Below are 23,054 nucleotides of genomic sequence, written 5' to 3' on the forward strand. Positions count from 1 at the left end.
CAGCTGCAAACGGCATGCACTGCATCAATCGCAGCAGGAAGGCCAGGAAGATCGATTGTGCGCATGGAGTTCGTCGCGGATGTGATCGTTCCGCGCAACGCCATTTACATGGATGCCGTACTGACGCCCGGTTCCCGATCAGGGTGCCGGCAGGCTTTCAACATGGGGCCGCAACCATATCAACATACTGACTCGTTACTTGTTTACGGCTCATGATTCGGCCGCCCGGAAAAAGAGCAAAGCCGGGCTGAAAGTTGAAAAAGACGGAAAAGGCTGATCAATGGCCGCCTGCCGCCGGCAGTTTCACCAAAATTCAACACGGATTTGCGCTCAATTTGCTGCTTTCGCCATACATTGCGCTGCCGCTAAAACCGCCACCAACGCCGCACGCATCCCGGCTCTCCAGCAAAAACATCAACAGCAAAATGCTGGCACTGAAATATGATTGAAATAAATCATTTATTTTAGATATGCAGAAGTGTTTGCGATAAATTAGACAAGCCCGACATTCTTCGAAAAATATGGCGTCAATTAAGACAAATACAGATGATGCACTCCGCTCACAGAACACCTTTCCGAATGAAAATTGATGAAATATTTTGTTTTATATAAAACAAAATATGCGCTATACTTTTGAGCATGGGTACGAATTAACCACATCATCCATCGAAGGAGAACGCTTCATGAAATCAATCGTCCCGATGCGGATCAACGGTCAGCCGCGCGAAGACGCGATGGCGGACAATTTGCTGCTGATCGATTACCTGCGCGAACAGCTGGACCTGACCGGCACCAAGCAGGGTTGCGACGGCGGCGAATGCGGCGCCTGCACGGTGCTGGTCGATGGCGTACCGCGCCTGGCCTGCCTGACTCTGGCAGCCAGCGTCGCCGGCTGCCACGTCGAGACGGTCGAATCGCTGTCCAGCGCCGGCCGCCTGTCGGCGCTACAACAGGCGTTCAACGAGAAACTCGGCACCCAGTGCGGCTATTGCACGCCTGGCATGCTGATGGCGTCCGAAGCATTACTGCGCAGCAATCCAGCGCCGTCGGTCGAGCAGATCCGCGCCGCGCTGGCCGGCAACCTGTGCCGCTGCACCGGCTATGTGAAGATCATCGAATCGGTGCAGGCGGCCGCCAGCAACTTTACCAACCTCAGCCGTAAAGGAGCCGCAGCATGAAGCCGACCCTGAACAAAGGCGCCGGCCAGCGCATCGCACTGGTCGACGGAATCGAAAAAGTGAGCGGCCGCGCCAAGTACACGGCCGACCTGTTTGCACCGGAAGCGCTGGCCGGGCGCATCTTCCGCAGCCCGTACGCGCACGCCGAGATCATCCGCATTGACATCTCCGAAGCGCTGAAGCTGCCGGGCGTGGTCGCCGTGATTACCGGCGACGCCTGCGACAAGGCGTACGGCATCCTGCCGGTGGCGCAAAATGAATTTCCGCTGGCGCGTGAACGGGTCCGCTATTTCGGTGAACCGGTGGCAGCCGTTGCGGCAGTCGACGATGCCACCGCCGCCGCCGCACTGAAACTGATCAAAATGGAAGTGCGCGAATTGCCGGTGTATACCGATGCTGCCAGCGCCCGCGCAGCCGATGCGGTGCTGCTGCACGGCAATAAAAAAGGCAATATCGAACGCGAAGTGCACAACGAATTCGGCGACACCGAAGCCGGATTTGCCGAGGCCGACCTGGTGCGCGAAGAGAGTTTCGAATGCGCCGAAGTCACGCACGCGCACATGGAGCCGCACGCGGCGACGGCTTGTTTTGACGTCGAGCGCAACCAGCTGACGCTGCATTCAGTCACACAGGTGCCGTACTACGTGCACCTGACGCTGGCGCGCTGCCTCGACCTCGACACCTCGCGCATCCGCGTCATCAAGCCGTTCGTCGGTGGCGGCTTTGGCGCCCGCACCGAAACCCTCAATTTCGAAATCATTTGCGCGCTGCTGGCGCGCGCTGCCGGCGGCACCGTGCGCATGAAGCTGTCGCGCGAAGAAACCTTCCTGACGCATCGCGGCCGCCCGGAAAGCCAGGTACGTCTGAAGCTCGGCATGAAAAACGATGGCCGCGTCACCGCCTGCCAACTCGAAATGGTGATGCGTGGCGGCGGTTACGGTGGTTACGGCATCGTTACCATCCTGTATGCCGGTGCGCTGCTCAACGGCCTGTACGACATCCCGGCGGTCAAGTACGACGGCTACCGGGTCTACTGCAACACCCCGCCGTGCGGCGCGATGCGCGGCCACGGCACCGTCAATACCCGCTTCGCGTTCGAGGCCGTGATGGATGCAATGGCCAAGGAACTCGGGCTCGATCCGCTGGAAGTGCGCCGGCGCAACCTGCTGGCGGCGCCGACCGACACCATCAACGGCTTGAAAGTAGTGTCGTACGGTTTGCCGGAATGTATCGACCTGGTCGAAAAAGCCAGCGGCTGGCGCGAACGCATCAACAACATGCCGCCTGGTCGCGGCCTCGGCATCGCCTGCTCGCACTTCGTCAGCGGTTCGGCCAAGCCGGTGCACTGGACTGGCGAACCGCATGCGACGGTGATCCTGAAGCTCGACTTCGACGCCGGCATCACGATCCTGACCGGCGCTTCCGACATCGGCCAGGGCTCGTCGACAATTCTGACGCAAGCGATAGTCGAAGTGCTCGGGGTCGATTATGGCCGGGTGCGCGTGATCGCCAACGATTCCGCGATCACGCCGAAGGACAACGGCTCGTACTCGTCACGCGTGACCTTCATGGTCGGCAACGCTGCGATCCAGGCCGCCGAGAACCTGAAAAAGATCCTGCTCGAGGCCGCCGCTCGCCGGCTGCAAGTCACGCCGGAGCAGGTCGATTGCCTCGGAGAAGCATATGCAGTGTCGAATCAGCCAGAGCGCACTGTCGCCTTCAACGATGTCGTAGAAGAAGCACTGGTGAATACCGGAACGCTCACCATCAAGGGCACTTACACCTGTCCAATCGAGTTCCAGGGCGGCAAGCAAAAAGGCGGCGCAGTCGGCTCGACGATGGCGTTCTCGTATGCAGCATCGGTAGTCGAAGTCAGTGTCGACAGCGAGCTCGGCACCGTCACCGTCGAGAAGGTCTGGACCGCACTCGATTGCGGTTTTGCGATCAACCCGCTGTCGGTCGAAGGCCAGGTGCAGGGTGCAGTCTGGATGGGCATGGGGCAGGCGCTGTCGGAAGAAACCAACTACGCGAAAGATGGCAAGCACACCGCTGCGAACTTCCTCGATTACCGGGTGCCGACCATCGTCGAATCGCCCGATATCGAAGTGCACATTGTCGAAACCATTGACCCGAACGGTCCGTTCGGCGCCAAGGAAGCCAGTGAAGGCCCGCTGGCCGGGATGCCGGCGGCGATTGCGGCAGCCGTCCAGCATGCCACCGGCACCAAAATCAACCGTTTGCCGATGACGCCGAACTTGGTGCTGGACGCATTGAGCGGCCGCAAGCGCCCTGCCGCACGCACACAACCCGCCGTCACCACTGAAAAGGAAGTCGCCTGATGGAACTGCTCTCTCAATTCACGCTGTTGCGGCCGAACTCGGTTGCCGAAGCGATTGCCGCGCGCGCTGGCAAAAGTGGCGCCCGTTTCCTGGCCGGCGGTACCGATCTGCTGCCCAATATGCGGCACGGCCTGGTGCAGCCAGATACCCTGATCGACCTCGGCGGTATCGCCGAGCTGCGCGGCATCACGCACGATGGCCAGTCGCTGCGCATCGGTGCCGGCACCACGCTCGAACAGCTGGCGAACGACCCGTTGCTGCGCGATACCCCGGCGCTGGTCGAAGCTGCACTGGCGATTGCGGGTCCGACCCATCGCGCGGTCGGCACCATCGGCGGCAACCTGTGTCTCGACACCCGCTGCCAGTTCTACAACCAGAGCGACGCCTGGCGCGAAGCCAACAATTTCTGCATGAAACTGGCCGGCGACACCTGCCGTGTCGCGCCTAAGTCGGATCGCTGCTATGCCGCCTTCAGCGGCGACCTGGCGCCGGCGCTGATGGTGCATCGCGCAGTGGCCGAGATCGCCGGCCCGTCTGGCGTGCGCCACAGTCCGCTCGCTGAAATTTATGCCGACGACGGCATCGCCTACCTGACGCTGGCGCCGGAAGAAATGCTGGTCGCAGTGCGGGTGCCGCTGGTCGCAGGGCTGCGCTCCGGCTACCAGAAAATCCGCATCCGCGGTGCCATCGACTTCCCGCTGGCTGGGGTCGCTGTCGCACTGCGCGTTGAGAATAATCAATTGCACGACTTAAGAATCGCCGCCACCGGGGCCGAATCGCGTCCGCTGCTGATCAACGGCCTCGATGCGCTATGCGGCATCCCGCTCGATGACGCGCTTGTGCAACTCGACAAGCTATTGCGCAAGCAAGTCGCGCCGATGGAAACCAGCATCACGCCGGCCGCCTACCGCCGCCGCGTGCTGCCGGTACTGGCGCGGCGCGTGATCAGCCGGTTGATTGCAGCTAGCGCGGAGTAAAAATCATGGACAGCGTCGACCTCCAGGTACTGAAAACAGCCGCCGCCTGGTCGCGCGCCGGCTACCGCTCCACCCTCAGCACCGTGACCCGCACTTGGGGCTCGGCACCGCGCCCGGTCGGCGCGATGATGCTGATCCGTGACGATGGACTGGTGGTCGGCTCGGTCTCCGGCGGCTGCATCGAAGACGACTTGGTCGAACGCGTGAAAGTCGGCCAGCTCGGATTGCGCAAGCCCGAACTGACCAGCTACGGTGTTTCCGGCGATGAAGCCCGGCGCTTCGGCCTGCCCTGCGGCGGCACGCTGCAACTGGTGATGGAGCCGATTGGCGATTGTGATTGGATCGCCGACATCCTCGGCATGCTCGATCGCGGCGTGCCGGCGGCGCGCACCCTCGACATGCAGAGCGGAGCCGTCAAAGTCGCCGAGGCCAGCGCCGACAGCCCGCTGTGTTGCTTCGATGGCAGCACACTGAGCAGCAGCTTCGGCCCACGCTACCGGCTGCTGATTATCGGCGGCGGCCAGTTGTCGGCCTACCTGGCGCAAGTCGCGCTCGGACTCGACTATCAAGTCACCGTCTGCGACCCGCGCGAAGAATATGCGGATAGCTGGGCGGTGCCCGGCGTCACGCTTACGCGCGAAATGCCGGACGACGCCGTCATCGCCTTGCAGCTGGACGCAAACTGCGCGGTGGTGGCGCTGACGCACGATCCGAAACTGGACGACATGGCGCTATTGGAAGCCTTGAAATCGCCCGCATTCTACGTCGGTGCGCTCGGCTCGCGCGCCAACAATGCCAGGCGGCGCGAACGGCTGCAGTTGTTCGATCTGACGCCGGAGCAGATCAGGCGCCTGCACGGCCCGATCGGTCTCTACATCGGCAGCCGCACCCCGCCTGAAATCGCAATCTCGATTCTGGCAGAAATGACCTGCATCAAGAATGGGGTACTACCTGCCAATACTCTACGAGCGCCGGCACAAATTGGCGCAGATGGAGAGACCTGCTTGGCTTAAAAATAGCAAGCCGCCCAGCCTCTGCCCCAACAGCACCAGCCTGGTAGGCTGAAAAGCATGGAATCCGACGTTTTGTAGAATGCGACAAACGGAGGACGAAGATGGAACGGATACCTGTTTTATTTAAGATAGTTGCGCAGAACAGAACGCGCTTCTAGGAAATATTCTTGTTCGACCAGGCGTGAAGCCACAGCGAGTCGGGTGTCGGCTTCCGGCTGCGCGCCCAACTCGCCGTCGATCGCCTTTCGTACTTGCGCGTAGTCGGCAGCACTGACCACGCTGAACTCGCCTTTGACTAGGTTGGTGCCCTGTTTGAGGCTCCAGCGGTAGCTCACGCCCGGTTCGAGTACGGCAACCGGCAGGGTCAGCTTGCCGCCCCTGATAATGACTGAAAATGGCGGTTTGCCGGTCGATTCGAGGCGAAACGCAGCCCCGCGCGCTGCCTCGGCATCAAACAGGACGATCTCCAGCGGCACACCAGACTGGACGATGTGCCCGGCCGGAAACGACTCATACAGTGCGTCGAAATCGACCGCCGCGCGCGACATTCCGAGGCGCGTTTTCTGATCGGCTGCAAGCATGATCCCGATCTGGTGAAAAATGCCGTTGGGGGCCCCCTCTCCCTTCCTGACCAGCGGACCGCGTTCGACTGTAGTCTCCACCAGTTTGCCGGCAGCGGACTGGTACATTACGCGTACCACACCCCCCGCCACTTCCAGTCGTTCGCACTGGTTGTCAGACGTCCAGCCTTCCGGCATAAGCACTTCACCGGAAAACCGCACCAGGCGCGCATCGCCATTCTGGCCTTTGAAGGCACACTGGGTTGCTCCGACCTGGGTAACACAGCCGAGCAACAATCCGGCCAGGAGGGACGTGTAAAGGGTGCGGATCGACATGGCTACCTCGTATCAAAAGTTAATGGATGCTTGCCAACACCAGCAGTAAGGCCGTCAATGGCAGCTGAATGAAGACGCTCGCCGGATGCTCGGACACCAGTCGATGTAGCACTGAGTCGTGCTTTTCCGCCGAGTTCTGTTCTTCCGAGTGATGCGTGTGGCGCAGTGACAGCGTGTGCAGGAACATGCCGATAATGATGGGCCCAGGATTGAGCCACATGCCCGATGTGAAAAACTGCGCCGACGCGTACATGGCGATGTAGGCCGCTAACAATGGTAGTAGCCAGATGCCTAGCAAGGCGAAGCGCAACATGGTGAACTTGCGCCACCAGGCACAGCATAGCTGGAATGCGCCGAGATTTTTTTCGTATGCGGCGTATTTACCCCAGATCCACTGGAATGAAAAACCGATTGCCACGCCGATCGCCAGGTCCAGCAGCGCAACCATCCAGAGGGGCGCGTCGTCAGTGTCAAGCGCGAGCGAAATGTAGGAGGCGGCATGCACCGCTAGTCCGGATGCAGGACCGCCGATGGTGACGAAGCGCTCGGTGTCGGCGTAGCTGCCGCCGATGAACACCACATGCCTGAGCGATGCGCTGTCCTCGATCGCCGCAGCACCCTTGATCAGGCCCATGCCGTGGCTGGCGGTGCGCAGGAAGCGCCAGTCGCTGGCAATCGGATTGAGCGGCCGCGGCTCCGCAGCTGGATGTACCACATGCGTACCGGCTTCATCCGCGCCCGTGACGCTGTCCTGGAACACCTGTTCGTCTTGCTGGTGTGCCGCGAGTGAGCACACGCGACCGGCCAGGGCAACATCACCATGTTCGCCGCCTGGTGCGGCGGCCAGCGCGCGCGCCACCAGCGCCAATGTCGGCGTATCGATATGGACGCGGCTGACCACGCCCAGACGTTCGTGCAGGGTTGGATCGGCAAACGCGACGCCGTCGACGCAACGTGCGCGCACCCACGCCAGGTTGCTGCCGGGCGCGCTGGCGGCGGTGCTGGGCAGTGCCAGCACGACGCGGATGCCGCGCCTGACCAGCCGGGCCAGCGCTAGGTCGAGCTCTCGTTTCACGCCGGCCGCACGTTCAGACACGGTGGGTGACAGGTCGATGTCGATCGCAAGCACACCGGTGCGCTGGCGGTCAATTTGATCGAGTAATTCGACCAATCGCGCCCGGTTCAGCGGGGCCTGCTCGGCGAACACCGACTCATAAGCTTTGCGGTCTATTTCGATGATGCTCGGACGCTGCGCCTCGGCGGCGTCGCGCTGCGCCGGGAGCGGCGAGCCGCCGACCGCAGCGATGCGGATCATGGCCGCATCGAGCCATTCGAGCATCTGTTTGTGTTCGAGAAAATGCAGCACCGCAAACAGCATCGTTGCCGCGATCAGATGGTGGGCCAAGTCGACCCAGCCGGCGCCGGGCCGGCATTGGTGGGCCGCCATTATTGTTTGGGCCGGAAGTAGAAGTCACCTGTCAGCGAACTCACTTCGCTCGGCTCCTGCCGGTTTTTCGAGTCGAGCAGCACGCCCACGCGCACCTGCTTGAGCATGTCCTCAATCTTCAGGTTGGGCGTACCGACAACGGCTGCAAAATTTTTGGTGAACACACTGTTTTTACCGCTGCCGTCAGCCGCTGTCTTGCCGGGCGCCGTGGCGAACACGATCATCGCGCCTTTGGGCGCAGTACGCAGGGGGGCTAGGCCGCCGGCCAGCGAACGGCTTTCGCTCGGCATGGGGTTGTCGCGGCAGGCATCCAGGAACAGCAACTTGATGCGCGGCGGCGTGCCGGAGTCGAGCCGCGCCAGCATCCAGCCGAGCGGCACCGAACCTTCACGCAACTCGTCGAGCGAATGAATCGACTTGTTGTCGACCGGAAGCAGGTAATTTTCGCCTTCGGCCTGAATCGCGTGGCCTGCGTAGTAGAACAGCGCCACATCCGCGCCGCTGGCCTTGTTTGCGAAGTCATCGATGACGGTACGAAAGCGGGCGCGGTTGATGTCCTCGACCCGGGTCACCTGGAAACCGAGTTTACGCAAACTTTTTTCAATCAGACGCGCATCGTTGGCCGGATTGATCAGCGCGCCCTTGTCATAGCGCGCATTACCCACCACCAGCGCCACGCGGCGGCCGGTCGGTACGTAATTGTCCTGCTTGCCCGGCTCGGCGCGTGGCTGCAAGGCCGCGACCGTAACGATGCCGACTTCCTTGATGGTGCGCTCGGTGGCCGACAGGTGGCGGTCGATCTGCGCATCGGGCCGGCCGGTCAGGTCTGAGGCGCGCCGGTAGCGCGTTGCGGCACTAATCAGGTCGCCGCGCGCTTCGTCGCAAAACGCGGCGTTGTAGGTTAGCGCCGGTGACTCCTTTTCGCCGTCGTACAGTTCGGCAAAGCGGGCGCAGGCCTCGTCGAGACGTTTGGCGCGCCCGAAACTGAGGGCTTGCTGGAACCGAGAAATGGCCTCGGCCGACGCAATCGCCGCATCCGACTCCTTGAAATCGAGTGGGCGCAGCTCGATGCTCGGGGCGAGCGTGGTGAGAATGCTGCGTTCGACATTTTGCAGTGCCCGGGCAAGCAGAACATTGTCCGGACTGGCAGCGTCGCTGCTGTCGTTGCAGCGCGCTTCCGAGAACATGCCGTTGACGGTATCGCTCAGCACGACTGTTCTGCTGCTGCGGTCAAACACACGCAGGTCGGCGCCTGCATGCCCGATGCGCTCCTCGCAGGACACCTGGCGGGTTTGCTGTGCATCCTTCGGACATAGCTGGAATAGGTTAGTCTTCTTGCTACAGTCGAACCGCGTCTCCTGATAGGCCCGGCGTGTGACCTCCCCTTTTAGGGATCGGATCGTCACCACGCCCGTGGTACCAGAGCGGTTCGCAATGGCTTGCAGCTGACTAGCACCTGCCACATTGGCCGCAAGCGGATCTTCAAGCACGACCTTCTTGTAGTACGTTTCTTCTTGGAACTTCAGCTTGAGCATATCGCTTTCCACGGCGCGCGCGAGCAACTGCGAGTCAACCGAAGCGAGCGGCACAACCGACACCGCACGCAATGTGGCAGCCGCAGAGCTGGCGGCCGGCACGATGAATGGCACCTTGGTCGCAAACGGATTGGCGAGCATTTCCAGGCCACCGATGTTGGTACAGGCAGACACGACCGCCGCCGCGGCAACCGCTACACAGAGTGATAGCAAGGTATTTTTGAACATGCAGGAGACGCCTTAGGTTGGAATGGACGTAAGTTCGCATGAGCAATGGAAAATATTGCATAATGCAAACTATTGCATAGTAGCATTAATGGTGTTAATTCAATTTTTCCATTATTGGGGTCGGCTCACGAAACGGAAAAAATCGTACGTTAGCAATGAAAGTGTCAGGTTAAAGCCTGAGATGTCGGCGCGATGGCGTCAGACAATGTCAAAACAGACCCTAGCCTAACGCGCTTTGCTCTTCGCACCTGACGTCCGATTGAGGTATGCTTTACTCAGACACCAGCTTCGGGGTTCTCTTACGCGAAGGTAGCCGATGCGATGGCATCCTGGGAAGACTTCTTCCGTTCACACTTTCCAACTTGACCTAACCACTCAACCTTTTTAGCTTTCAATCAATGACCGAGCGGCTCACATTTGAGCGAGGCACAAAAAAAGCTAGCGTATGGAGCGCTAGCTTTTTTATCACAAAATTTCAAATGTGGCTCTCGACAGGCAATCGCAATGCCTAAGCAAAAACTCATCTATTTGAGATTTTTCTCAACTATTCTGAGAACCTACAACAAATCAAATATCAATATTCCCCGCATGCATTGCATTGTTTTCAATGAATGCCCGCCGCGGCTCCACGTCATCCCCCATTAATGTGGTGAAAATCTGGTCCGCGGCGATCGCGTCTTCGATTTGCACTTTCAGCAGGCGGCGCACGGTCGGGTCCATGGTGGTTTCCCATAGCTGTTCCGGGTTCATTTCACCCAGGCCTTTGTAGCGCTGCTTGGAGACGCCGCGTTCGGCTTCGTCGCGCAGCCAGTTGACTGCCTGCTGGAAGTCGCCGACCCTGGATTCCTTGGCTTTTTCGCCTTCGCCGCGACGGACGAACGCGCCGTCGCCGATCAGGCCCTTGAAGGTGGCGGCGGCGTTGGTCAGGCTCAGGTAGTCGCCGCCTTGCACGAAGTCGGCGTCGATCGCGCTGACCTTGATGTTGCCGTGGTACATGCGCTCGATGCGCAGCAGGTGCTTCTCGGACAGCGCATCGGATTTGACCACCGCCTTGACGGCAGGGTCGTTGATGGCGGCGGTCAGCGCGCTGGCCGATTGCTCGGCATCGGCCAGGGTGTCGAGGTTGAGCAGCACGCCGGTCATGATCGCGGTCAGCGCGGCGCGGTCGATGACGCGGGTCAGGCGCAGCATGATGGTGTTGGCGAGGTTGTACTGGCGCACCAGTTCGGTTAGCGCATCGCCGCTGATCGGGGCGGCGCCTTCGCTCGGGATCAGTGCCGCGCCGTTCAGGGCGACCTGCATCATGTAGCTGGCTTCTTCGATGTCATCCTTCAGGTAGCGCTCGTCGCGGCCGGCCTTGACCTTGTACAGCGGCGGTTGCGCGATGTAGATATGGCCGCGCTCGACCAGTGCCGGCATCTGGCGGTAGAACAGCGTCAGCAGCAGGGTACGGATGTGGGCGCCGTCGACGTCGGCATCGGTCATGATGATGATGCGGTGGTAGCGCAGCTTGTCGACGTTGAACTCGTCCGGGCCGATGCTGGTTCCGAGGGTGGCGATCAGGGTCGTGATCTGCTCGCTCGACAGCATTTTTTCGAAGCGGGCTTTTTCGACGTTCAGCACCTTGCCGCGCAGCGGCAGGATGGCCTGGAACTTGCGGTCGCGGCCCTGCTTGGCGGAGCCGCCCGCGGAATCACCCTCGACGATGTACAGTTCGCACAGTGCCGGGTCTTTTTCCTGGCAATCGGCCAGTTTGGAGGACAGGCCGAGGCCGTCCATCACGCCCTTGCGGCGGGTCAGTTCGCGCGCCTTGCGGGCGGCGTCGCGCGCCCGTGCGGCTTCGACGATCTTGCCGCAGATGATCTTGGCGTCGTTCGGCCTTTCCTGCAAATAGTCGGACAGCGTCTTGGCGACGATCTCCTCGACCGGGCCGCGCACTTCGGAGGACACCAGCTTGTCCTTGGTCTGCGAGCTGAACTTCGGTTCCGGCACCTTGACCGACAGCACGCAGGTCAGGCCTTCGCGCATGTCGTCGCCGCTGACTTCGACTTTGGCTTTCTTGGCGAACTCGTGTTCTTCGATGTACTTGTTGATGACGCGCGTCATCGCCGCGCGCAGGCCGGTCAGGTGGCTGCCGCCGTCGCGCTGCGGGATGTTGTTGGTGAAGCACAGCACCTGTTCGTTGTAGGCGTCGTTCCACTGCATCGAGACGTCGACGCTGATGTTGGTGCCCTGATCGGACAGCTTGTCGCCGGTGGCCTGGAAGATGGTCGGGTGCAGCACGCTCTTGTTCTTGTTGATGTATTCGACGAAGCCGCGGGTGCCACCCTCGAAGGCGAACAGTTCTTCCTTGCCGCTGCGCAGGTCGGTCAGCCTGATCTTGACGCCGTTGTTCAGAAAGGACAGTTCGCGGATCCGTTTGGCCAGGATTTCGTAATGGAATTCGACATGCGTGAAGATTTCTTCATCGGCCCAGAAGTGGACCTCGGTGCCGCGCTTGTCGGTGTCGCCGATGACCTTGATCGGCGACACGGCAACGCCATCCTGGATTTCGACGATGCGGTTTTGCGGTACGCCGCGCACGAATTCCATGCTGTATTTTTTGCCGTCACGGCGGACGGTCAACTTCAGCAGCTTCGACAAACCATTGACGCAGGACACGCCGACCCCGTGCAGGCCGCCGGAAACCTTGTACGAGTTCTGGTCGAACTTGCCGCCCGCGTGCAATTCGGTCATCACGATTTCGGCCGCGCTGCGTTTGGGGTCGTGCTTGTCGTCCCACTTGATGCCGACCGGGATGCCGCGCCCGTTATCGGTGATCGAGATCGAGTTGTCGGTATGGATGGTGACGTTGATTTCGGTGCAATGGCCGGCCAGCGATTCGTCGATCGAGTTGTCCAGCACCTCGAACACCAGATGGTGCAGGCCGGTGCCGTCAGAAGTGTCGCCGATGTACATGCCGGGTCGTTTGCGCACCGCTTCCAGCCCTTCCAGTATCTGGATGGAGGAAGCGCCGTATTGACTGCTGTCGGACTGGCTGGCGTTGTCTTGTTGAATCTCGGACATGGATAGCTTTCTGAAAAAACGAATTACTGACTGCTGCACTGGCTTTACTGCACACGCTGGATGCTGTAAATATACTACATATTGTATATTAAGCAATCGCAATAAATATGTGAGGGAATGCCGGTGTTATCCGGCATACCCCTAGTTTTTTGATTTTAATCAGCGAATCAAATCCGCATCGGCATCACGACGTATTTGAAATCGGCATTGTCCGGAATCGAGATCAGGGCCGATGAGTTGGAGTCCCCCAGCGCGATGCAGATCTGTTCGCACTTCAGGTTATTCAGCACATCGAGCAGGTAGGAGACATTGAAGCCGATATCGACGCTGTCGCCGCCGTAATCGATTTCGAGTTCTTCGACCGCCTCTTCCTGGTCGGCGTTGGTGGAGCTGATCTTCAGACTGCCGGGGGTGATGATGCAGCGCACCCCCTTGAATTTGTCGGAGGTCATGATGGCGGCCCGCTGCAGCGCGCGCAGCAAGAGGTCGCGATCGAGCGTGAAGCTGTTTTTATAGCCTTTCGGCACCACCCGGTTGTAATCGGGGAACTTGCCTTCGACCAGTTTCGAAATCAGTTCGATGTCGGCGAAGGTGAGTTTGACCTGGTTGGCGGCGATTTCGAGCTCTACCGGATCATCGTTTTCTTCCAGCAAACGCTGCAATTCCAGGATGGTCTTGCGCGGGATGATGACTTCCTGGCGCGGGAAGTCCTGCTCGGTCTCGACCTGGCAGAATGCCAGCCGGTGGCCGTCGGTGGTGACTGCGATCACGTTCTTGCCATCAACCACCAGCAACAGGCCGTTCAGGTAATAGCGGATGTCTTGCTGCGCCATCGAGAAATGCACCATGTTGAACAGGTGCTTCAGGGTCTTTTGCGGCAACGTGACGTGCGCGTTGTAATGCTCGGCTTGCGCCACCGTCGGGAATTCCTCGGCCGCCAGCGTTTGCAGCGAAAAGCGCGATTTTCCGCTTTGTACCGTCATGCGCTTGTTGGTCAGCGACAGGGCGACGTCGCCGGATTCGGGCAATGCGCGCAGGATGTCGAGCAATTTGCGCGCCGCCACCGTGGTCGCCGCGACTTCTGCGTCGACGCCGATCTGGGCGTGAGTAGTGATCTGCACCTCGATGTCGGTGGACAGGAAAGAAACTTTTTCGCCATCCTTGCGAATGAGGATATTGGCCAGAATCGGCAAGGTGTGCCGACGCTCGACAATACCGCTCACGATCTGCAAGGGTCGCAGCAGCGCGTCCCTATGAGTCTTAACCAATTGCATAGTCATATCCTTGAGTGTCGTGGTTGAATGTTGCCGCTGGCTTCTGGCGCCATGTTCGGCATAAACGCCCGTAAAACAGAGTAAAGCCCACCAAACCTGCTTCCTTGCTGCAACTCCCGGCCGGTATCGCAACAAACCTGGCCGATAGTACATTATCCATAAATTACGCTGACTATTGGCAATAATGCCGATCTTCCAGCTTTCACAGCTTGTTAGCCCTTCAGCGTCTGCTCCAGCACATGCAATTCATGATTGCACTCCGGGTTCTTGGTGCGGTCCAGCGTGATCTTGCGTACCGCATGCAAGACCGTGGTGTGATCGCGTCCGCCGAACAGGTCGCCGATCTCCGGCAAGCTTTTCTGCGTCAATTCCTTGGCCAGATACATCGCAATCTGGCGCGGCCGGGCAATATTCGCCGGCCGTTTCTTGGAATACATGTCGGCCACCTTGATGTTGAAGAAATCGGCCACCGTCTTCTGGATGTTTTCCACCGAAATCTGCCGGTTCTGCACCGACAGCAAATCTTTCAGGGCTTCCTTGACTACATCGATCGTGATGTCCTTGCCGTGAAAGCGCGAATACGCCAGGATCTTGCGCAGCGCGCCTTCCAGTTCGCGCACGTTGGAGCGCAGATGCTTGGCGACGAAAAATGCCACATCATCGGACAGTGTGACGCCCTCCTGAGTGGCCTTCTTCAGCAAAATCGCGACCCGCATTTCCAGCTCCGGCGGCTCGATCGCAACCGTCAGGCCGGAATCGAAGCGTGAAGTCAGGCGGTCATCCATGCCGGTGATTTCTTTCGGATAGGTGTCGCTGGTGATGATGATCTGCTTTTTGGCCGCAATCAGCGCTTCGAACGCGTAAAAGAATTCTTCCTGGGTACGGTTCTTGCCGCCGAAGAATTGAATATCGTCTATCAGCAACAAATCGAGCGAATGGTAATAGCGCTTGAAGTCATCGAACCCCTTGCGTTGGTAAGCGGTCACTACGTCGCGCACGTACTGTTCGGCGTGAATGTAGCGGATTTTCGCATTCGGTTGATCCAGCAATACCTGATTGCCGATGGCATGGATCAAATGCGTTTTACCGAGCCCGACGCCGCCGTAAAAGAACAGCGGATTGTAGGAAATGCCTGGATTATTAGCGACCTGGATCGCGGCGGCGCGCGCCAGCTGGTTGGCCTTGCCGGTGACGAAGCTGTCAAACGTCAGCGCCGGATTGATGCGGCTTTGATCGCGCCGCGGCGAAATTTCTGCCGGCATTTCGGCAATATACATTTGCGCATCCGCAGCCATCGGCGCACCCGCCGGATCGCCGCTGGCTGCAGGCGGATTCGGACGGCGCGGCGCATTGAGTTTCGGGTCCAGCACGAATTGCACTTCAATCGGCATTTCCCAGAACTGGGTTGCGAGGACATTGATGCGGTTGGCGAATTGCGTCTTGACCCAATCGAGCTTGAAGCGGTTGGGCGCGGCGATGCGCAATACCCCGTCGTCAAAGTCGAGCGGTGTCAGTGGCTTGATCCACGCACTGAATTGCTGCGGCGTCAGTTCCTGCTCCAGTTGCGCGGAGCAGGTCTGCCAGAAATTTTCCATGAATCTTCTTGAGTGAAAAGGTGTGGGGGAGGGCGTATCGCTATGAGTTCCGCGCAATGACTGCGATGCAGTCCCGCAGAGGATTGCCACACAACTGCGCTATTCTACCCTTGCCGGACCAAGTTATCCACAGGCTGGCGTACTTTTAGATTGCTGATGTACATTGAGGCCTGTGGATAAATGCATCTATTGTATTGACAAACCTATGCGGGATATTGTCTAATCCAAGGTTCCCTGTCCATTAGATGGTCGTTTTAGCGCATACCTTTGCCGGCATGCGCGGTGCAAACATCAAAAATGTGGCGCTGGGCGTAGTGACCCGATTTATTTTTGCTGATTAGCGAGACCAACATGAAACGTACATACCAACCCTCCGTCGTGCGCCGCAAACGTACCCATGGCTTTCGCGCACGCATGGCAACCCGCGGCGGCCGCGCCGTATTGAATGCGCGTCGCGCTAAAGGTCGTAAGCGTTTGGCTGCTTAAGCCGAACGCATAGCAGGCAAGCTGACTGCGTGACGGACGATTTTTCACGTGCTCGGCGAATCGTTAAAACGGATGACTTTTCATCCGTTTTTCGTTTGCGCCCCGCCTACAGAACCGCCCATTTCGTGCTGTATACCCGGCCGGCCGGCTTGCCCAATGCGCGCTTGGGCATCGTGGTCGCAAAGCGGTTCGCGTCGCGTGCGGTAACGCGCAATACGATCAAACGGGTGACGCGTGAATTGTTTCGCCAGGCCGAGTTGCCACCGCTGGATTGCATCGTGCGCCTGTCCAAGCCGATCAATGCCAAGGTTGATCCGGCAACTTCGGTGCAGTTGAAGATCTTGCTGCGCACGGAATTGACGCGCCTGCTGGCATCGCAAAAATTGCCGGAGAACTCCCGATGAAGGCGTTATTGCTGCTGTTGTTGCGTGTATATAAGCTGTGCATTAGTCCTTTTCTGGGGCAAAATTGCCGTTTTTATCCGAGTTGCTCCGACTACGCCAGCCAAGCGGTGCGCGAGCATGGTGCATTCAAGGGGAGCATTCTGGCGACCAGGCGTGTATGCAAATGCCATCCATGGCATCCGGGCGGATTTGATCCGGTACCGGGAAAAAACTCCGAATCCACTTCTGCAATCGCTAACGATTGCAGCCATTCCTGAATTTCTGATTTCTCCTGATAAATACACTTATGGATATCAAACGTACCGTCCTTTGGATCGTGTTTTCGATGTCGTTGTTGATCCTCTGGGACAACTGGATGCGCTACAACGGAAAGCCATCGATGTTTTCGTCATCGGTGACGCAGCAAGCCAAGCCTGCGGCTGGCGGATCGCCCAAAACCGAAGTGCCGCAGCCGTCGCTCACGGGCGCACCGCAGTCACCGGCAGAGATTGCTGCAGTTACCGGCACAACGCCAATCAAGAGCGAACTGGTGACAATTACCACCGATGTCATCAAGGCGCAAATCGATACGGTCGGCGGCGAATTGAAGTATCTTGAACTTTTAAAGCACAAGGATACGGTCGATCCGACGACAAATCTGGTGTTGTTCAATGCCACTGCCCAGCACACTTATCTGGCCCAGACCGGTTTGATCGGCGGTGCATTCCCCAATCATAAATCGACTTTCACGGTTCAGCCCGGGACCCGCGAACTGGGATCCGGCAACGAAGTGAAACTGGTGCTGGAGTCCGACGCCGGCGGCGTCAAGCTTCTGAAAACCTTCACCTTCAAGCGCGGTGATTACAACATCGATGTCAAGCACGACATTACCAATGCATCCGCAGCACCGGTTACGCCTTCGCTGTATTTGCAGTTGGTGCGCGATGGCAACAAGCCGGGCGGCGAATCCAAGTTTTACAGCACGTTCACCGGCCCGGCGGTATATACCGATGCGGAAAAATTCCAGAAGCTGGATTTCGGCAGGATCGCAGACGGCAAGGATGAACATGCGAAAAAGGCCGACAACGGTTGGGTGGCGCTGGTGCAGCACTATTTCGTCTCGGCCCTCATTCCGCAAGACAAGGCGCCGCGCGAAATCTTCACCAAGAAAGTCGATACCAACTTGTATGCGATCGGCACCATCCTGCCGCTGGGAACCATCGCTCCGGGCGCCACGGTATCGATGGATGCGCACCTGTACTCTGGTCCGCAGGAAACCCGCGCGCTGGAAAAAATTGCTCCCGGCCTGGACCTAGTCAAGGATTACGGCTGGCTGACCATTATTGCCAAGCCGATTTTCTGGCTGATGACCCAGATCCACCAAGTGCTCGGCAACTGGGGCTGGACCATCATCATGCTGACGGTACTGATCAAGCTGGCGTTCTTCCCATTGTCGGCAGCCAGTTATCGCAGCATGGCCAAGATGAAGCAAGTTACTCCGAAGATGCAATCGATTCGCGAACGCTTCAAGTCCGAGCCGCAAAAGATGAACCAGGCGATGATGGAGTTGTACAAGACCGAGAAAATCAATCCGCTCGGTGGCTGCCTTCCGATTGTGGTGCAGATTCCGGTCTTCATTTCGCTGTACTGGGTCTTGCTGGCGAGTGTCGAGATGCGCAATGCGCCATGGCTGGGCTGGATTCACAATCTCGCGGCGCCGGACCCGTTCTATATTCTGCCGGTAGTGATGGCAATATCGATGTTTATCCAGACCAAGCTGAACCCGAAACCACCTGATCCGATGCAAGCCAAGATCATGATGTTCATGCCGATCGCATTTTCAGTAATGTTCTTCTTCTTCCCAGCCGGATTGGTATTGTATTGGGTCGTCAATAATGTATTGTCTATCGCGCAACAATGGGCCATTACCAGGAAAATGGATGGCAGCAAGAAGGCATAGGCGCATCCATTTATGTGAGGCATAATTAAAAGGTGGAATCCAGAAAGATTCCACCTTTTTTTATTAAAGGTATCCCTATTTTTTGACCGTTATTTAAAAGCCAAACCTTTGCCAGGGGGTATGCTGGTTGATGCACGCTCGGCATTGAATTAGGAATGGACTTGATTGGTTTATTATTTCGCCATCAAACTGTGTTTGAAAGTACTGTTTACCATAATTTTCTGCAAAAATTCTCTGCATTGGAACAGGACGTCAACATATCGCGCAAAATAATCATCCAGTTATGTCGTAGAATATTGAATTGCTGCAACACTAGGCGAACAGTAAGAAAAAATCATGAGAGGCATGGATTATGAGTGACAGTTTGGAGGATCTGGATGCCCTGTTCGAGCAGATATCTGCTCAGCACACAGAAATTGCAGTGGTCGTACCTGACGCTCCGCTCCCCGCTACCGAGGTCCCGGAGGCAACACCAGAAGGGACTGCAGAGGCTGAAAAGCCGATGTACGAACGGCTCGGAGGTATTGTCCGGATATTGCATGACTCAATACGTGAACTAGGCCAGCAGCATCCGTTCAACTCCCTAAACACGCATATCGGCGATGCCCAGGATAGGTTGGCCTATGTTGCGACACTGACTGAGCAGGCTGCGAACAAGGTGCTGAACGCAACAGACGTTGGCATGCCGGCGCAGGAAACCCTGTCGAACAGCGCCAAGGAAATGAATGCGCGTTGGACCGATATGTTTGATGGCAAACTTAGCGTAGAAGAGTTCAGGCTGCTCGCGGACGACACCAGAAGCTTCACCTCTTCGGTAGTCGAGGTCGCCGAAGGGGAGAAAGCACGTTTGCTGGAAATCATGATGGCTCAGGATTTCCAGGATTTGACCGGTCAGCTGATCAAGAAAGTAGTGACAATTACCCAGGCTGTCGAACGCGAACTAGCGAAACTGCTGTGGGATAACGCTCCTGATGCAATCAAGGACAAACCACCGGCGCAGAAAGACGCTGAGGTTGATCTGATGCAGGGCCCGGCGATACCGTCTGCTGCGATGGGACAGGGCGATGTGGACAGCCTTCTGGATGATTTGGGTTTCTGATGGATGACATGCTCAAGGAGTTCGTGGTCGAAGCGCTGGAGCTCGCCACCAATGTTGAAGAACATCTATTGGTGCTGGAACGCCAGCCGGATGATCAGAATACTTTGAATGCGCTGTTCCGGTCGTTTCATACGATCAAGGGCGGTGCCGGCTTCATGAATCTGACGGCAATGGTATCGGCCTGTCATCTGACAGAAAACCTATTTGATGCTCTGCGCACCGGTGCCGCACCTGTGACGCCGATTGCGATTGAGGCAGCCCTGCAGGCCAGCGGCTTTGTTGCGGATCAGCTTGGCGAGTTGGCCAATGGCACTGCAGCCGAACAATTGGCGGCCATGCCTGATGCACTGCAGGCCATCCTGACTGCGGCGATCGACGGCAATGCGCAGCTTGCTCCACCGGCTGTGGTCGCCGCTGTGGTGCCGAATCTTGCTGGTCAACCGGATTGGGATGCATATTATCATGCACTAATTCCCGCGCATGTGCTGCCGTCTACGGCGCCAGCAATAACGCCGACATCTGCTCCAGCTTTGGCCTCCGCTGCAGTTGCAACCTCTGCAACGGTAACAAAAACCGAAAAAACTCCTCCTGGAACCCCTGCAGCCAAATCAACAGCACCCGTGATTGAAGATAGCATCCGGATTGATGCGGTTAAGCTCGACACATTGCTGGAGGTAGCAGGAGAGTCCGTACAGGCCGCCAACCAAGCAGCCGTGTTGTTGGAAAAATTGGCGCAATTCAAGTTCGAAGGCGATGCTACGACACTGGTGGCCACGCTGACAGAAACAATAGAGCGCGCGTCGCGCTATTCAACCGAATTGCAGCGAGCCACTCTGGCTACCCGAATGCAGCCGGTCGGCCGGTTGTTCCAGAGATTTCCCCGCCTGATTCGGGAGCTGGCCAAGGATCTCGGCAAGGAAGTCGAACTGGCGATCAAGGGAGCAGAAACTGAAGTCGACCGGGTGGTGGTCGACAGCTTGTATGACCCGCTGGTACATATGCTGCGCAACTCGCTTGATCATGGCGTGGAAAGCCAGGAAGATCGCATCAAGGTGGGAAAACCCCCGAAATCAACCATATCGCTAACCGCCTGGCAGGAAGCCAGCAGCGTGATGATCGAGGTGGCCGATGACGGCAAAGGCATGAACGCGCAGTTTCTGCGCGAGAAAGCCCGCACCAAAGGATTGATCGGCGAGAACGATGCGCAGACCGATGAAGAAGCATTTCAACTAGTGTTTTTACCCGGATTTTCCACCAAGGAAGTCGCTACTGCGGTATCGGGTCGCGGAGTCGGCATGGACGTGGTAAAAACCGCGGTCGACAAGCATCGCGGCACGATTCGGATTGATTCCCGTCTCGGGCAGGGCACGCGTTTTCTGATTCGCCTGCCAATCGAGCTCTCGATTGTGCCGACCATGCTGGTACGCACCAGCGGTGCGGCGCTGGCAATGCCGCTGGCAGTAATCGAACGTGTGGTAGAACTGCCGGAAACATTTTCCGAAGTCGGCGGAGCTCCTACGCTGCGCGATCAAGGTCGACCGTTGCTGGTACGCTCACTGGCCGAGATTCTCGGTTATGAGGCATGTGTGGAACGGGTTGGGATCGTGATTGCGGCACCGCAGCCCTATATTCTCGCCATGGAAGCAGTTGAAGGCACTGCCGATCTGGTCATCAAGCCATTATCCTGCCTTAATGTTCCCGGCATTACTGGAACCGCACGTTCTGCCGAAGGCGAACTGGTACTGGTAATTGGCCTGAGCTACTTGCTCGACAGTTGCCGCACCGGTGCGCGCGTGACAGCATAACAGCTTGATTACCTGCTGATGGGATACCGCATCGCATGGTGCGGTTCTCATTTTTCGATTGAAAAATCCCGCTAACCCTGACAGTCAGCCCGACAACTGACTGCAGTCGAACATTGTTTAGGGGGGAGACGCAGATTAATTCATGTCGTCAGAACTAGGCCCCAATAAAATCAACAACTTACCGTGGATTTTTCTGGAGTATCGGAATTAATCCCCGCTTCCTTAGGTAAAATCGCAGCATGAATCTTGATACATCCCCCATAGCAGCCATTGCCACCGCTCCAGGACGCGGTGGAATTGGCATAGTACGCGTGTCCGGCAAAAATCTTGCTACGTTACTGCAAACACTGGGTTTCCAACTCAAGCCGCGTCAAGCAACTTATTTGCCTTTCACACAGGCTGATGGCAGCATCATCGATCAGGGGCTGGCAATCCATTTCAAGGCTCCACATTCCTACACCGGCGAAGATGTACTGGAACTGCAGGGCCACGGCGGGCCGGTAGTCTTGCGCATGCTGCTGGCACGCTGCTTGGAAGCGGGGCAGGAAATCGGATTGCGGCTGGCACAGCCAGGCGAATTCACGCATCGGGCTTTTCTTAACGACAAACTCGATCTGGCACAGGCCGAAGCGGTTGCCGATTTGATCGAAGCCTCGACCGAGGCTGCGGTAAAGTCGGCTTCGCAGTCGTTATCAGGTGTTTTTTCGAAGGTAATCCATCTTCTGGTCGAACAAGTGGTGCAATTGCGCATGCTGGTTGAGGCGACCCTTGATTTTCCAGAAGAGGAAATTGATTTCCTGGAAAAATCCAATGCACGTAACCAACTGGCACACATTCAGCAGACTTTGCACACAGTCCTGCTGCAAGCACAGCAGGGCGCCCTGCTGCGCGAAGGCTTGAACGTAGTACTGGCCGGTAAGCCCAACGTCGGCAAATCCTCGCTGCTGAACGCGTTGGCCGGAGCGGAAGTAGCGATCGTCACGCCGATTGCCGGTACCACGCGCGACAAGGTGACTGAAACCATTCAGATCGAAGGCATCCCACTCAATATCATCGATACTGCCGGCATTCGCGCCGCCGATGATGCTAATGACGAGGTCGAGCGTATTGGCATTGAGCGCACTTGGATCGAAGTTGACAAGGCCGACGTGATCCTGCATCTGCTGGACGCGGGGCGGGGACCGACCCGCGAAGATGAAACCATCGTAGCGCGTTTTCCAAGCGGAGTGCCGGTGATTCGCATCTGGAACAAGATCGATCTGTCCGGCCACAAGCCCAGCATCGACACCATGCTGGACGCCACCCATATCTACCTATCAGCACAGGACAAGAGCGGGGTTGAGCTGTTGCGTGCGGAATTGCTGCGCATTGCCGGCTGGCAGCAAACCGGGGAATCGGTATATCTAGCACGCGAACGCCACCTGCTTGCATTGCGTGCCGCACGCGACCATATTCAGGCGGCAACGGAGTTTGCCGCACAAAACGATCATTCACTCGACCTACTGGCAGAGGAGTTGCGCTTGGCTCAGGAGCAGCTCAACAGCATCACTGGTGAATTTACGTCCGATGATTTGCTGGGAGCAATTTTTAATCGTTTTTGTATAGGCAAATAGATGGGCGGTTTCAATGCCAAAGCGCAACAAGATCAAGTTTACTTGTCCACACAGCATCAATTTTTTTACCTGGTTCGGAATAAAACGGAAGGCTGCGTTTTCGTCACGCTTACGGATTACGCGGTTTTAAATCTCCCCGAACGGGCATAAAAACCAACCC

General features: G+C 57.8%; 18 protein-coding genes. 12 read left to right on the plus strand and 6 right to left on the minus strand.

The features are described 5' to 3' along the window. The first annotated feature begins 254 nt into the window (after window positions 1-254). The 5 genes from HMCN_RS0104310 (at window position 255) to HMCN_RS0104330 (ending at window position 5,507) form a co-directional block, all read left to right on the plus strand. Window positions 255-449 carry a hypothetical protein gene (locus tag HMCN_RS0104310; protein ID WP_025916225.1) on the plus strand — a complete coding sequence of 65 codons (195 nt, stop codon included), beginning with the start codon at window positions 255-257 and terminating at the stop codon, window positions 447-449. A 234-nt stretch (window positions 450-683) separates the two neighbouring features. Further along, window positions 684-1,178 carry a 2Fe-2S iron-sulfur cluster-binding protein gene (locus tag HMCN_RS0104315; RefSeq protein ID WP_025916226.1) on the plus strand — a complete coding sequence of 165 codons (495 nt, stop codon included), beginning with the start codon at window positions 684-686 and terminating at the stop codon, window positions 1,176-1,178. Next, window positions 1,175-3,517: a 4-hydroxybenzoyl-CoA reductase subunit alpha gene (gene hcrA / locus HMCN_RS0104320; protein ID WP_025916227.1), complete on the plus strand. Its 2,343-nt coding sequence runs from the start codon at window positions 1,175-1,177 to the stop codon at window positions 3,515-3,517. Before HMCN_RS0104315 ends, hcrA begins: the two co-directional genes overlap by 4 nt. Beyond that, window positions 3,517-4,494: a 4-hydroxybenzoyl-CoA reductase subunit beta gene (gene hcrB / locus HMCN_RS0104325; protein WP_025916228.1), complete on the plus strand. Its 978-nt coding sequence runs from the start codon at window positions 3,517-3,519 to the stop codon at window positions 4,492-4,494. Before hcrA ends, hcrB begins: the two co-directional genes overlap by 1 nt. Before the next feature lie 5 nt (window positions 4,495-4,499). Then, on the plus strand, window positions 4,500-5,507 hold the full coding sequence (locus tag HMCN_RS0104330) for an XdhC family protein (RefSeq protein WP_025916229.1): 1,008 nt from the start codon (window positions 4,500-4,502) through the stop codon (window positions 5,505-5,507). 119 nt (window positions 5,508-5,626) lie between these two features. Here HMCN_RS0104330 and HMCN_RS0104335 read toward each other — a convergent pair whose 3' ends face one another. The 6 genes from HMCN_RS0104335 to dnaA all read right to left on the minus strand — a co-directional run bounded on the left by HMCN_RS0104335 (window position 5,627) and on the right by dnaA (window position 15,548). Further along, entirely contained in the window at window positions 5,627-6,403 is a 777-nt protein-coding gene (locus HMCN_RS0104335) for a hypothetical protein (protein WP_025916230.1), read from the minus strand. A gap of 19 nt (window positions 6,404-6,422) precedes the next feature. Beyond that, on the minus strand, window positions 6,423-7,850 hold the full coding sequence (locus HMCN_RS0104340) for a CHASE2 domain-containing protein (RefSeq protein WP_025916231.1): 1,428 nt from the start codon (window positions 7,848-7,850) through the stop codon (window positions 6,423-6,425). Continuing rightward, window positions 7,850-9,613: a caspase family protein gene (locus HMCN_RS18185; RefSeq protein WP_025916232.1), complete on the minus strand. Its 1,764-nt coding sequence runs from the start codon at window positions 9,611-9,613 to the stop codon at window positions 7,850-7,852. The genes HMCN_RS0104340 and HMCN_RS18185 overlap by 1 nt, the downstream gene beginning before the upstream one ends. Before the next feature lie 567 nt (window positions 9,614-10,180). Then, window positions 10,181-12,679: a DNA topoisomerase (ATP-hydrolyzing) subunit B gene (gyrB, locus tag HMCN_RS0104350; RefSeq protein WP_025916233.1), complete on the minus strand. Its 2,499-nt coding sequence runs from the start codon at window positions 12,677-12,679 to the stop codon at window positions 10,181-10,183. A gap of 167 nt (window positions 12,680-12,846) precedes the next feature. Beyond that, window positions 12,847-13,953 (minus strand): DNA polymerase III subunit beta, encoded by a 1,107-nt coding sequence (gene dnaN, locus HMCN_RS0104355; protein WP_025916234.1) that lies wholly within the window; start codon window positions 13,951-13,953, stop codon window positions 12,847-12,849. 212 nt (window positions 13,954-14,165) lie between these two features. Beyond that, window positions 14,166-15,548 (minus strand): chromosomal replication initiator protein DnaA, encoded by a 1,383-nt coding sequence (dnaA, locus tag HMCN_RS17265; RefSeq protein ID WP_035625756.1) that lies wholly within the window; start codon window positions 15,546-15,548, stop codon window positions 14,166-14,168. A gap of 351 nt (window positions 15,549-15,899) precedes the next feature. On the opposite strand from dnaA, the gene rpmH reads away from it, so the two are divergent. The 7 genes from rpmH to mnmE all read left to right on the plus strand — a co-directional run bounded on the left by rpmH (window position 15,900) and on the right by mnmE (window position 22,894). After that, window positions 15,900-16,034: a 50S ribosomal protein L34 gene (gene rpmH, locus HMCN_RS18540; protein WP_061535510.1), complete on the plus strand. Its 135-nt coding sequence runs from the start codon at window positions 15,900-15,902 to the stop codon at window positions 16,032-16,034. A 29-nt stretch (window positions 16,035-16,063) separates the two neighbouring features. Next, window positions 16,064-16,438 carry a ribonuclease P protein component gene (gene rnpA, locus HMCN_RS0104375; protein ID WP_081801405.1) on the plus strand — a complete coding sequence of 125 codons (375 nt, stop codon included), beginning with the start codon at window positions 16,064-16,066 and terminating at the stop codon, window positions 16,436-16,438. Continuing rightward, complete coding sequence (yidD, locus tag HMCN_RS18545; RefSeq protein ID WP_081801406.1) at window positions 16,435-16,695, plus strand: membrane protein insertion efficiency factor YidD; 261 nt, start codon at window positions 16,435-16,437, stop codon at window positions 16,693-16,695. Before rnpA ends, yidD begins: the two co-directional genes overlap by 4 nt. 29 nt (window positions 16,696-16,724) lie before the next feature. Next, window positions 16,725-18,377, plus strand: coding sequence for a membrane protein insertase YidC (yidC, locus tag HMCN_RS0104380; RefSeq protein ID WP_025916236.1), 1,653 nt, complete (start codon window positions 16,725-16,727; stop codon window positions 18,375-18,377). A gap of 352 nt (window positions 18,378-18,729) precedes the next feature. Further along, window positions 18,730-19,476 (plus strand): protein phosphatase CheZ, encoded by a 747-nt coding sequence (locus tag HMCN_RS0104385; protein ID WP_025916237.1) that lies wholly within the window; start codon window positions 18,730-18,732, stop codon window positions 19,474-19,476. Then, complete coding sequence (locus tag HMCN_RS0104390) at window positions 19,476-21,281, plus strand: chemotaxis protein CheA (protein ID WP_025916238.1); 1,806 nt, start codon at window positions 19,476-19,478, stop codon at window positions 21,279-21,281. The genes HMCN_RS0104385 and HMCN_RS0104390 overlap by 1 nt, the downstream gene beginning before the upstream one ends. 239 nt (window positions 21,282-21,520) lie before the next feature. Continuing rightward, a complete protein-coding gene (gene mnmE / locus HMCN_RS0104395) occupies window positions 21,521-22,894 on the plus strand; it encodes a tRNA uridine-5-carboxymethylaminomethyl(34) synthesis GTPase MnmE (RefSeq protein ID WP_025916239.1) in 1,374 nt (457 codons plus the stop codon). Window positions 22,895-23,054: the final 160 nt, after the last annotated feature.

The organism is Herminiimonas sp. CN, assembly GCF_000622895.1.
GTDB lineage: Bacteria > Pseudomonadota > Gammaproteobacteria > Burkholderiales > Burkholderiaceae_D > AVCC01.

Coding starts and splice junctions, on each gene's coding strand:
- rpmH (WP_061535510.1), top strand. CDS start 15,900: ATGAAACGTACATACCAACCCTCCGTCGTGCGCCGCAAACGTACCCAT.
- dnaA (WP_035625756.1), bottom strand. CDS start 15,548: ATGGAAAATTTCTGGCAGACCTGCTCCGCGCAACTGGAGCAGGAACTG.
- HMCN_RS0104390 (WP_025916238.1), top strand. CDS start 19,476: ATGGATGACATGCTCAAGGAGTTCGTGGTCGAAGCGCTGGAGCTCGCC.
- hcrA (WP_025916227.1), top strand. CDS start 1,175: ATGAAGCCGACCCTGAACAAAGGCGCCGGCCAGCGCATCGCACTGGTC.
- HMCN_RS0104335 (WP_025916230.1), bottom strand. CDS start 6,403: ATGTCGATCCGCACCCTTTACACGTCCCTCCTGGCCGGATTGTTGCTC.
- yidC (WP_025916236.1), top strand. CDS start 16,725: ATGGATATCAAACGTACCGTCCTTTGGATCGTGTTTTCGATGTCGTTG.
- HMCN_RS0104330 (WP_025916229.1), top strand. CDS start 4,500: ATGGACAGCGTCGACCTCCAGGTACTGAAAACAGCCGCCGCCTGGTCG.
- gyrB (WP_025916233.1), bottom strand. CDS start 12,679: ATGTCCGAGATTCAACAAGACAACGCCAGCCAGTCCGACAGCAGTCAA.
- hcrB (WP_025916228.1), top strand. CDS start 3,517: ATGGAACTGCTCTCTCAATTCACGCTGTTGCGGCCGAACTCGGTTGCC.
- HMCN_RS18185 (WP_025916232.1), bottom strand. CDS start 9,613: ATGTTCAAAAATACCTTGCTATCACTCTGTGTAGCGGTTGCCGCGGCG.
- HMCN_RS0104315 (WP_025916226.1), top strand. CDS start 684: ATGAAATCAATCGTCCCGATGCGGATCAACGGTCAGCCGCGCGAAGAC.
- dnaN (WP_025916234.1), bottom strand. CDS start 13,953: ATGCAATTGGTTAAGACTCATAGGGACGCGCTGCTGCGACCCTTGCAG.
- HMCN_RS0104340 (WP_025916231.1), bottom strand. CDS start 7,850: ATGGCGGCCCACCAATGCCGGCCCGGCGCCGGCTGGGTCGACTTGGCC.
- HMCN_RS0104385 (WP_025916237.1), top strand. CDS start 18,730: ATGAGTGACAGTTTGGAGGATCTGGATGCCCTGTTCGAGCAGATATCT.
- yidD (WP_081801406.1), top strand. CDS start 16,435: ATGAAGGCGTTATTGCTGCTGTTGTTGCGTGTATATAAGCTGTGCATT.
- mnmE (WP_025916239.1), top strand. CDS start 21,521: ATGAATCTTGATACATCCCCCATAGCAGCCATTGCCACCGCTCCAGGA.